Annotated in this window: 11 protein-coding genes; all 11 read left to right on the top strand. The window is 63.1% G+C overall.

What is annotated here, in order from left to right:
• A partial coding sequence (locus TR36_RS12620; protein WP_370553406.1) for a helix-turn-helix domain-containing protein occupies positions 1 to 621 on the top strand: 621 nt, incomplete at its 5' end.
• Positions 618 to 1151, top strand: coding sequence for a GNAT family N-acetyltransferase (locus TR36_RS12615; RefSeq protein ID WP_045392850.1), 534 nt, complete (start codon positions 618 to 620; stop codon positions 1149 to 1151). The genes TR36_RS12620 and TR36_RS12615, both read left to right, overlap by 4 nt.
• Before the next feature lie 94 nt (positions 1152 to 1245).
• A complete protein-coding gene (locus TR36_RS12610) occupies positions 1246 to 1953 on the top strand; it encodes a GntR family transcriptional regulator (protein ID WP_237763587.1) in 708 nt (235 codons plus the stop codon).
• A 265-nt stretch (positions 1954 to 2218) separates the two neighbouring features.
• Positions 2219 to 2965 (top strand): aspartate/glutamate racemase family protein, encoded by a 747-nt coding sequence (locus tag TR36_RS12605; protein WP_045392853.1) that lies wholly within the window; start codon positions 2219 to 2221, stop codon positions 2963 to 2965.
• Between the two features lie 8 nt (positions 2966 to 2973).
• Positions 2974 to 3744, top strand: a complete 771-nt coding sequence (locus tag TR36_RS12600) for an aspartate/glutamate racemase family protein (RefSeq protein WP_370553405.1) — start codon at positions 2974 to 2976, stop codon at positions 3742 to 3744.
• A gap of 51 nt (positions 3745 to 3795) precedes the next feature.
• Entirely contained in the window at positions 3796 to 5415 is a 1620-nt protein-coding gene (locus TR36_RS12595) for an ABC transporter substrate-binding protein (RefSeq protein ID WP_045392858.1), read from the top strand.
• Between the two features lie 55 nt (positions 5416 to 5470).
• Positions 5471 to 6493, top strand: coding sequence for an ABC transporter permease (locus tag TR36_RS12590; RefSeq protein ID WP_045392861.1), 1023 nt, complete (start codon positions 5471 to 5473; stop codon positions 6491 to 6493).
• On the top strand, positions 6486 to 7349 hold the full coding sequence (locus tag TR36_RS12585; protein ID WP_082714966.1) for an ABC transporter permease: 864 nt from the start codon (positions 6486 to 6488) through the stop codon (positions 7347 to 7349). Before TR36_RS12590 ends, TR36_RS12585 begins: the two co-directional genes overlap by 8 nt.
• Positions 7346 to 8305, top strand: a complete 960-nt coding sequence (locus TR36_RS12580; RefSeq protein ID WP_045392864.1) for an ABC transporter ATP-binding protein — start codon at positions 7346 to 7348, stop codon at positions 8303 to 8305. Before TR36_RS12585 ends, TR36_RS12580 begins: the two co-directional genes overlap by 4 nt.
• Positions 8302 to 9294 carry an ABC transporter ATP-binding protein gene (locus TR36_RS12575; protein WP_045392867.1) on the top strand — a complete coding sequence of 331 codons (993 nt, stop codon included), beginning with the start codon at positions 8302 to 8304 and terminating at the stop codon, positions 9292 to 9294. The genes TR36_RS12580 and TR36_RS12575 overlap by 4 nt, the downstream gene beginning before the upstream one ends.
• Positions 9294 to 10712, top strand: a complete 1419-nt coding sequence (locus TR36_RS12570) for an amidase (protein ID WP_153010563.1) — start codon at positions 9294 to 9296, stop codon at positions 10710 to 10712. Before TR36_RS12575 ends, TR36_RS12570 begins: the two co-directional genes overlap by 1 nt.
• Positions 10713 to 10757 lie beyond the last annotated feature (45 nt).

Raw genomic sequence — 10757 nt, 5'->3', positions numbered from 1 at the left:
GTACTGCCGCAGCCCGGAACAGCATTGACGGGCAGCAGAAATACGGGAATATTCCCATATATGGGAATCGCATCATCATCCGCCTCCACCGCCCTTGCCTTGCATCTGCGCCGGCTGCGAGAGCAGCATAATCTGACACTGGCAATGCTGGCCGATAGATCAGGCCTCAGCAGGGCAACCCTTTCCAGGATCGAGAATGCCGAAGTCAGCCCCACTGCCGAAACATTGGGTCAGCTGGCCAGCGTCTATGCCCTGCCCATCTCTCAATTGCTGGCCCCGATGGAGCAGACGTTCCAGCCCGTAATCAGACGGGCCGATCAGGCGGTATGGCATGACGTGAACCATGATTTCCACCGGCGCAGTATTTCCCCCCCGAACGGGGCGCTGTCGATCGAGATGATCGAATGTACGCTTGGTCCGGAGCAGAACATCACCTACACCGCCCCGGCCATTCCGGGGCATGAACATCATCTTTACGTGCTGTCGGGCCGGCTGGAGATGACGGTCGAGAACCAGACCCACATCTTGGGCGAAGGTGATTGCCTCAGGTATGTCCTGTTCGGACCAACCGTTTTCCGGACAACCGCAACCCCTTGCAGATATGTGATCGTATTATCATGACAAAACAGGAATCCACCCTGATCCGTCTGGACGGTGGCGCGGTCGCGCAGCATCTGGATGACCTTTGCCGCGTTCTGATCGACAGCGTGCAGGATGGTGCCGCCATCAGCTTCATGGCGCCCCTGTCGCAGGCGGATGCCGCCCTGTTCTGGACGCGGACCGTGCGGCCCGCAATCGACAGCGGAGAAAAGCTGCTGTTCGCGGCCATGGTCGGCGGGCGTCTGGTGGGAACGGTGCAGCTTGTCGTGGGGATGCCACCCAACCAGCAGCACCGGGCCGAGATATCCAAGATGATCGTGCATCCCTCGGCCCGCCGTCTCGGGCTGGGCGCGGCACTGATGCAAAAGGCACTGGCCGCAGCACGGCAGGCGGGGAAGACGCTTGTAACGCTGGATACCCGGACGGGGGATGTCTCCGAACTGCTGTACCGGAAGGTCGGCTTTCACAAGGCAGGCGTCATTCCGGATTTTGCGTTCGATCCGGATGGCAAGGCGCGGCATGCGACCACCTATATGTACCGGCATATCTAAAGCGAAGGGCACCCCCGCGTCGGCTGTTCCAAACCCCATCCGACTGCGCTATGCCGATGAAAGGTCAAATGGCATTCAATCTCAGAGACGCGCAGTGACAGACATTGTTCCGGACGAATTGCAGGACACGCCGAAGCCGTCCCCCTCGCTGACGGCGGTGGCGGAATATGCCGCCGAAATCATTCGGGAGCGGATCATCAAGGGGGATCTCGGCCCCGGCGCCCGCATTGTCGAACGCAAACTGGCCGCCGAACTGTCCCTGTCCAGAACACCCATCCGCGAGGCGCTGAAGCTGCTGCGCGCCGACGGTTTGGTCGAGATATCACGCAACAGCGGTGCGCGGGTCGTCATCCATTCCCCCGAGGAAATTCTGGCACTGTTCGATGTGATCGGGGTGATCGAAAGCCTCGCGGCCGAACGTTTTGCCGCGCGCATCACCGATGCAGAGTTGCAGGAACTGGAAACTCTCCACGCCGAAATGCTGGCTTATTATGCCGACGACAATACGGATGATTATTTCCGGACAAACTCTGCCATCCATGATGCCGTGATTGCCGGCGCGCATAACCCCAGCCTTGCCGAGGCCCATAGGCGGTTGATCGCGCGCACACGGCACGGGCGGTTCATGGCGATCATGAACCCCGCCCGGTGGAGGCAATCGGTGGACGAACATGAAACGCTGATGGCCGCATTGCGCAACCGGGATGCGCTGGCTGCGGCTGAAATCTGGCGCGCGCATCTGCTGCATACCGGTGAAACGACAGCCGAGGTTTTGCGGCAGGCGGCCAGATCGGCAAAATAACATTCGGGTCTGGATGGCATGCCATCCGAACCCGATATTGCACGAATCCCCCACATCGCCCGAAAATACAGCCCAATTTATGGGCATTCGCGAAATTTGGGTCGATTTCCGGCATTTCTCCGCAGCCTTACCTTCTGTATTGCCCGTCAAAATGGGATGCCATTTTGGACAAGGCCCAGAAATACGGAAGATAGCCCGCCATGCGTCCAGCCCTGCCCCACCCGGATCTCTTGTTTCTTCGCAACCGTCCGAAGGTGGGCTGACCGTGCGTATCCTCCTTGTAAATCCGAACATGACCCAAGGTATGACGGACCGGATGTTCACGATTGCCAGCGCCATTGCCGGTGATCGTGCCGAGATCGTCCCCCTGACGGCCACGCGCGGCTTTCCCTATATCGCCAGCCGGACCGAGGCGCAGATCGCTGGTGAAATCGCACTGGAGATGATTGCCGAACACCGCGAAGGGGCCGATGTGGCCATTATCGCGGCCTTCGGGGATCCGGGGCTGGCCGCCGCCCGAGAGCTGTTCGACATGCCCATCATCGGCATGGCGGATGCGGCGGTGCATACTGCGGCATTGCTGGGGGGCAGCTTTGCCGTCGTCACCTTTACCCCGTTCATGAACCGCTGGTACGAGGATTGCATCAAGGCCACGGGGCTGTCCTCGCGCAGCCGCGGTGTGCGTTCCGCCGCTGAAAAGCCGATCGATGTCGCCTCTGTCCGCGACGATGCACGAGAGGAGCTGATCGCATTGGCCCGCGATGCCGCGCTGAAGGACGGGGCCGAGGTCATCATTCTTGGCGGTGCGCCGCTGGCCGGTCTGGCGCCCGAAATTGCCGCGGATGTGCCTGCGCTGGTAATCGATCCGATTTCCGCCGCCACCTGTCAGGCGCTGGCCGTGGCGGGTCTGGCGCCGGGGCTTGATTATTCGACCCGTGCCACGCGCCCCGCGCCGAAATCATCCGTGGGGCTGGCCGGGCCCCTGCGCGCCCTGATCGCGGGTGATGTCTGATGCCGACCGTGCCCCCAAACACAAACCCCGTACCGGAGATGCGCCCCGTGCCTCAGGAAAAACCCGTCCGTCTGGGAATGCTGACCCCTTCCTCCAATACCGTGCTGGAGCCTTATACCTCGGCGATGCTGGGTGCATTCGGTGATGAGGCAAGCGCCCACTTCGGCCGGTTCCGCGTGGTCGAAATCTCGATGTCGGAACAAAGCCAGACACAATTCACGCTGGACCCGATCCTTGAGGCCGCAGAACGCCTGGCCGAGGCCAAGGTGGATCTGATCGCCTGGAACGGCACCTCCGCCTCATGGCTGGGCCTGGAACAGGACCGCGCATTATGCGCCGCGATCCAGAATGCGACGGGGGTCCGGGCCACCTCTACCATGCTGGCCTATGAGGCGCTTCTGGCGCGGATGGGCGTGACAAGACTGGCCTTGGTGACGCCCTATCTGACCGAGATACAGGACCGGATCATCGCCAATTACGCGGCTCAGGGGATCCGGATCACGTCGGATGAACGGCTGGAGGATCGCGGAAACCATTCGTTTGCGGATTACACGCCGGATCACATCGCCACGCTGGTGCGCAATGTCGCGGCGTCCGGCCCGCAGGCCATCTCCATCCTGTGCACCAATTTCCGCGGGGCACCGGTTGCCGCCGCGCTGGAGGAAGAACTGGGCATTCCGGTGCTCGATTCCGTCAGCGTGACCGCGGCCCACTGCCTTGCGCTGGCGGGGGCCGATCCCGCCCGTGTTACCGGTTGGGGCAAGGTATTCACCCTCTGACCACCCGAAAACCCGAAAACCCGAAAATCCCACCCAACAGTGAGACATGACATGACCCATGCAAACAAGTTGAAACTTGGCGCGATTGCCGCAGGCACCATGACTGCGCTGTTGCTGGCCAGCACGTCCCTTGCCACAGCCGATACGCCGGCGGATGTGCTGGTGCAGGTCGGCGAAGCCGGGCCGAACTCGCTTGATCCGATGGCGCCCGCCGCCAACGAGTTGAGCCAGATGGTCGCATGGCAGATCTATGACCGGCTGGTGACCCACGGGCTGAAAACCCTGCCCGACGGCACTGTCAGCTATGACGTGACCAAGATCGAGCCGCAGCTGGCCGAAAGCTGGGATATCAGCGAGGACGGCACCGAAATGGTATTCCACCTGCGGCAGGATGCCATGTTCCATGATGGAACACCCGTCACCGCCGAGGATGTGCGCTGGTCCTTTGCGCGGGCCGTGGCTGCGGGCGGTTTCCCGGCCGTGCAGATGGCAGCAGGGTCCATGACCGATCCCGACATGTTTTCGGTCGTGGACGAGCATACGTTCAAGATCACGCTGGATGCCCCGAACAAACTGACGCTGCCGGATCTGGCCGTGCCCGTGCCGGATGTGGTGAACAAGGATCTGGCGCTGGAGCATGCCACCGAGGATGACCCCTGGGCCTTGCAGTGGACGGCGCAGAACGATGCAGGTTCCGGCCCGTTCGAAGTGACAAGCTGGAAGCCGGGCAACCAGATCGTGTTCAGCCGTTTCGAGGACTGGAAATCCGGGCCCCTGCCGGAAATGCGCCGCGTGATCTACCGCGAGGTGCCCTCGGCCGGCACCCGCCGCGCGCTGCTGGAAAAGGGCGACGTGGACGTATCCTCGGGCCTGCCGCCCAAGGATTATGCCGAAATGGCCGAAGCTGGTCAGGTGAAGGTCATCGGCAGCCTGATGCAGAACGAGATGTTCTTCGTGGACATGAACACCAAGATCGCGCCGTTCGACAACAAGTTGGTGCGTCAGGCCGTGGCCTATGCCCTGCCCTATGACGCCATCATGTCGCAGGCGCTCTATGATCGTGGAGAGCCCATGTACGGCGCCGATGCCTCGTCGGGCTATGCCCCGGAATGGCCCGTCGCCTCGCCCTATGATACCGATCTGGACAAGGCAAGGGAACTGCTGGCAGAGGCGGGCCTTGCGGACGGTTTTGCCACCGATCTGTATATCGACATGAGCCAGACCACCATTCAGGAACCGATGGCCCTGCTGATCAAGGAACAGCTGGCCAAGATCGGGATCGACATCACCATCAACAAGGTGCCCGGTTCGGACTGGTTCGCGCGGATGGGGTCGCAGACCATGCCGATGGATATCAACTATTTCTACGGCTGGCTGGATTACCCCGAATATTTCTATTTCTGGACTTATGACGGGATCACCAATGCCGTGTTCAACACCCCGGCCTACAACAACCCCGAACTTGACGCGATGACACGTACCGCGCTCAGCCTTGATGGCGGGGCCGAGTATGACCAGACCATTTCCGCGATGAATGCGATCGTGATGGAGGATGTGCCCCGCGCACCAGTCGCGCATCTGTATTCCGACATCGCGATGCAACAGAATGTCGAGGGCTACGTCTACTGGTTCCACACCAACCTCGACTACCGCTTCATCACCAAGAACTAAGCCTGACGGCGGGGCCGGATACGACCGGCCCCGCCCCGTTTCGAAAGGCCGCGACATGACCATGCTGATCACCATCCTGCGCAGGCTGCTATCGGCCATTCCCAGTGTTCTGGGGGTGATTGTGGTCACCTTTCTGCTGGCCCGCGCGCTTCCCGGCGATCCGGCGGCCTTTTACGCAGGGGCCTCCGCCACCCCCGAATCCATCGCCGAGGTTCGCAGCCAGTTGGGGCTGGATCGCCCGCTTCTGCTGCAATTCGCCGATTATGTCGGGGATCTGCTGCACGGTGATCTTGGGCATTCGGTGTCCAGCGGTCAGGCCGTGCTCAGCGATCTGCTGACCCGCCTTCCCGCTTCGGTAGAGCTGACGCTGGCGGCGCTTGTCTTTGCACTGGTGGTCGGGATGCCGCTGGGGGTATGGGCGGCCACGCGGCCCGGTTCGTTCGTGGATCACGCCTGCCGTCTGCTGGTCACGCTCGGGGCTGCCTTTCCCACGTTCTTTACCGCACTGGTTTTCGTCTATGCCTTTTATTACCGGCTGGACATCGCGCCCGAACCCCTGGGCCGCCTGAACGAGATCTATTTCGTGGCTCCGCCTCAGGTGACAGGCTTCATGCTGATCGACACGCTGCTTGCCGGAGATATGGAGGCCTTTCGTTCGGCCTTCGGGCATCTGGTTCTGCCCTCCATCTCACTGGGCCTGTTCGCGCTGGCCCCGATTGCACGGGTCACGCGGGCCGCGATGCTGGAGGCGCTTGGCAGCGATTACTGCCGGACCGCCCGCGCGATGGGGTTGAGCGGTCGGCACATCCTGTTCACCACGGCGCTGCGCAATGCCACGCTGCCCATCCTGAATGTGCTGGGGATGGTGTTCTCCTTTCTGCTTGGGGCGAATGTGCTGATCGAAAAGGTGTTCGCTTGGCCCGGTATCGGGGCCTATGCCGTGAATGCCGTAATCTCGTCGGATTATGCCGCCGTGCAGGGGTTCGTTCTGATGATGGCGCTGTTGTTCATATTCCTCAACCTGGTGGTGGACCTTATGGCCTCCATTGCAGATCCGCGGGTGCGCTACGATGTCTGATCAAACCGTATCCTCCACATTCCTGTCCGACGCGCGCCACCTGATCGGCCAGAACCGGATCACCTTTGCGGCAGGCATCCTTTTGGTGCTGTTCGTGGTGCTGGCGATCATCGGGCCGCTGGTTGCGCCGTTCGATCCGACGGCAACCGATGCCTCCGCATCCCTTGCCGCGCCATCGTGGCGCCACCCTTTCGGAACCGATGCGCTTGGCCGCGACGTTCTCAGCCGCGTGATCGTGGCCACGCGGCTGGATCTGGGCATGGCCTTTGGTGCGGTGGCCCTGTCCTTTGCGGCAGGGCTGATCCTGGGGCCGATCGCGGGGTATTTCGGCGGTTGGATCGATACCGTCATCGGGCGGTTTATCGATACGCTGATGGCCTTTCCGCTGTTCGTTCTGGCAATGGGCATCGTGGCGGCGCTTGGCAACAGCGTGGCCAATATCGTCATCGCCACGGCGATCATCAACCTGCCGTTCTATGTCCGCACAGCGCGGGCCGAGGTGAACATGCGCCGTGATCTGACCTATGTGGAGGCGGCGCGCATGGGGGGAAACCGTCCATGGCGCGTGCTGGCGGTGCATGTCGTGCCGAACATCCTGCCCGCGATGGTGGTTCAGGCGTCGCTCAATTTCGGCTGGGCCATCCTGAATGCGGCCGGCCTGTCGTTCATCGGGTTGGGCGTGCGGCCACCTACTCCCGAATGGGGCATCATGGTGTCCGAAGGCGCGACCTACATCTTTTCGGGCGAATGGTGGACATTCACCTTCCCCGGCATTGCCCTTGTGCTGGCCGTTCTGTGCTTCAACCTGCTGGGTGACGGGCTGCGCGACATCCTCGACCCAAGGAGCCGGACATGAGACCACCCCTTTTATCGATCTCCGGGCTGGATCTGGATTTTCGCACCCGCAGCGGCACCGTAAAGGCGCTGGAAGGGATCGATCTGGATCTGGCGCGCGGCGAAATCCTCGGCATCGTGGGCGAAAGCGGGTCGGGCAAATCGGTACTGTCCTTTGCGATCATGGGGTTGCTGGATGGCGCAGCCGACCTCAGGGTGGCGAACATGACCTTTGGCGGCATGTCCCTTGATGCCGGAACCGTGGCCGAAATGCGCGGGCGCGAACTGTCGATGATCTTTCAGTCCCCCCGCACGGCATTGAACCCGATCCGCAAGATCGGCCGGCAGATAGAGGATGTTCTGGTCCGTCACGGCCCCGTTCCGCGCCGCAAGGCCCGCGCCGCTGCCATCGCGGCCCTGGCGCAGGTGCGCATTCCCGATCCGGAACGCCGCTATGATGCCTATCCGTTCGAACTGTCGGGCGGAATGTGCCAGCGGGTCATGATCGCGATGGCGCTTGCCTGCAATCCGACCATGCTGATTGCCGACGAACCGACGACCGGCCTGGATGTCACAACGCAGGCCGTGGTGATGGACCTGATCCGCGATATCGCGCGGGACCGGCAGATGTCCGTCATGCTGATCACACACGATCTTGCGCTGGCCGGGGAATATTGCGACCGCGTTCTGGTGATGCACGCAGGGCATATCGTGGAAACCGCAGGGGTGGCCGATATTGCCGCGGGTGATCTGCACCACCCCTATTCGCAGCGCCTGTTCGCGGCAACGCCCGCCTCCAGCGACAGTCTGGACGATCTTGCCGCGATCCCCGGAACGCTGCCCGATCTGCGGGGTACGCTGCCCGCCTGCCGCTACATGGGCCGCTGTGACCGCGCTCGACCCGATTGCGCCGAAGGGCCGCTGCCGTGCCACCGCCCCTCGGCCGATCACACCGTCCTTTGCAGGTATCCGCTATGACAGCAATTTTGAAAGCCACCGGATTGCGCAAGCTGTATCCCGTGGGCAAGATGTTCACCAAGGGCCTGCTGCATGCCGTGGACGGCGTGGATCTGACTGTGGCAGCGGGCGAATGCATCGGGCTGGTGGGGGAATCCGGATGCGGGAAATCCACGCTGGCCCGGCTGGTCGCGCGGCTTATTCCCGCCACCGACGGGGCCATCACCTTTCGCGGCAACGATATCGGCAGCCAGAGTCTGCGCCGCTTTGCCGCCGGACCGGAGCGTGCGCGCATCCAGGTGGTATTTCAGGATCCCCATGAATCTCTGAACCCAGGGTTCACCGCGCTGCGTATCGTGGCCGATCACATCCGAACGCTGATGCCGCAGCTTGATCATGGCCAGATCATGGCACGGGCCGAGGCCGCATTCGCGGATGTGGGTTTGCCCCCGGCCCTGTCCCGCCGCTATCCGCACCAGCTTTCGGGGGGGCAAAAGGCCCGCGTGGGCATCGCACGCGCCATCGCGGTGGACCCGGAATTGCTGATCCTGGACGAACCGACCTCGGCCCTGGACGTATCGGTCCAGGCCGTCATCCTGAAGCTGCTGGGAGAGCTGCGGGCAAAACGGGGGATGAGCTATATCTTCGTCTCGCATGATCTGGATGTGATCCGGCTGATATGCGACCGTGTAGCCGTCATGTATCTGGGGCGGATCATCGAAACGGGAACCACCGCACAGATTTTCGACACGCCCGCCCACCCTTACACGCGCGCGTTGATCGACGGCAGCCCAGACCCTGCGCGCCGTGGCATGTCCGTACAACGGCTGGAAGGGTCGGCCAGCAGCCCTGTCAACCCCGATCCGGCCCGCTGCAATTTCATGGGGCGATGCCCGATGTCGGCGCCGCTTTGTGCGGAACGCGCCCCGGCCCTGAAGGAAACCCGCGCCGGCCATCTGGCCGCCTGCCATTTTGCCAGCCCCGAAACAGCGATGCAGAAAGCCGAGTGATGATGGATACCGCAACCTACATATCCTTGGACGCCACCGAAATTGCGGCACGGGTCCGTTCGGGCGCCGTGACGGCCCGCGCGGTGACCGAGGCCGCACTGGCCCGCGTGGCCGAGACAGAGCCGCAGATCCATGCCTTCGCCACGCTGGATGCAGCCGGAGCACGGGCGGCTGCCGATGCGGTGGATGCCGCCATAGCTGCCGGAACATCGCCCGGCCCGCTGGCCGGCGTGCCCGTCGTGATCAAGGATCTGGTCATGACGAAGGGGCTGCGCACCACCTTCGGCTCCAAACTCTACGAGGATTTCATCCCCGAGGATGACGATATTTGCGTGGCCCGCCTGCGCGCAGCGGGGGCGATCATTCTTGGCAAAAGCAATGCCTCCGAATTCGGGTTCGGCGCGAACGGGTGCAATCTGCTTTTTGCCCAGACCCGCAATCCGCTGGACCTGTCACGCACACCCGGCGGTTCCAGCGCCGGATCTGCGGCGGCGGTTGCCGCGCGCATCTGCCCGCTGGCAATCGGCAGCGACGGCGGCGGGTCCATCCGCATTCCGGCCGCGTTTTGCGGCTTGTTCGGGTTCAAGGCCTCCATGGGGCGCGTGCCCGTATGGCCCGGCTGCCGGGATGAACGCTATCCGGGCGCGTCGGGGTGGGAATCCATCGAACATATCGGCCCGATCACCCGCACGGTGGCCGATGCCGCGCTGATGATGTCGGTTCTGGCCGGCCCCGATCCGCATGACCGGCTGTCGATCCCTGCCGATACGGATTGGCTGGGCACGCTGGCCGTACCGTTGCCGCAACGGCTGCGTGTGGCGTGGTGGCCGCGCTGGCATGACCAGCCGATCGATCCGCGCGTTCTGGCGCAGCAGGAGGCGGCGGTGCAGCGTCTGGCCGCACATTTCGGCTTTGATCTGGTGACCGAGGCGCCACCGGATGTGGATGTCGGGCGGGCCTTTCCGGCGATCATCGCCATGGATACGGATCTGACCGGCCTGCGCGCCCTGATCGCAGAAAAGGGCGTGCCCGTCGGCGATGCCCTGCGCGGAGTCCTGGCCCAGAACCTGCCGCTGGAGGCGGTGACGGATGCGATCACCCTGCGCAAGGCCTTTACCAACCGGATGGCCCGCAGGATGGCGGATTGTGACCTGATCCTGACCCCGACGGTCGGTATCCTGCCCTTTGCTTATGATGAAACCGGGCCTGCGGATATTGACGGCACTCCGGTCGGTCCCGAAGCATGGAGCCCGTTCACCTCACCTTTCAACCTGACCGGCCAGCCAGCGGCAAGCCTGCCCTGCGGTGCGGTGGATGGCCTGCCGGTGGGCCTGCAGATCGTGGGCCCCCATCTGGGGGATGCCGCCGTCCTGACGGCCAGCCTTGCGTTCGAACGGTTTCTGGGGGGCGGTGCATGACGCCCGGCCCATTCCCTCCGGCATCGCCACGCGCCTGATGCCTGC

Source organism: Falsirhodobacter sp. alg1, from assembly GCF_000739715.2.
GTDB lineage: Bacteria > Pseudomonadota > Alphaproteobacteria > Rhodobacterales > Rhodobacteraceae > Falsirhodobacter.
Note: the sequence above shows the minus strand (reverse complement) of the source record. Positions and strands in the feature narration are given on the sequence as shown.

What these genes read in the sequence shown, in the direction of transcription:
- TR36_RS12615 (WP_045392850.1), top strand. Translation starts at nt 618, where the DNA reads ATGACAAAACAGGAATCCACCCTGATCCGTCTGGACGGTGGCGCGGTC.
- TR36_RS12580 (WP_045392864.1), top strand. Translation starts at nt 7,346, where the DNA reads ATGAGACCACCCCTTTTATCGATCTCCGGGCTGGATCTGGATTTTCGC.
- TR36_RS12585 (WP_082714966.1), top strand. Translation starts at nt 6,486, where the DNA reads ATGTCTGATCAAACCGTATCCTCCACATTCCTGTCCGACGCGCGCCAC.
- TR36_RS12570 (WP_153010563.1), top strand. Translation starts at nt 9,294, where the DNA reads ATGATGGATACCGCAACCTACATATCCTTGGACGCCACCGAAATTGCG.
- TR36_RS12575 (WP_045392867.1), top strand. Translation starts at nt 8,302, where the DNA reads ATGACAGCAATTTTGAAAGCCACCGGATTGCGCAAGCTGTATCCCGTG.
- TR36_RS12590 (WP_045392861.1), top strand. Translation starts at nt 5,471, where the DNA reads ATGACCATGCTGATCACCATCCTGCGCAGGCTGCTATCGGCCATTCCC.
- TR36_RS12595 (WP_045392858.1), top strand. Translation starts at nt 3,796, where the DNA reads ATGACCCATGCAAACAAGTTGAAACTTGGCGCGATTGCCGCAGGCACC.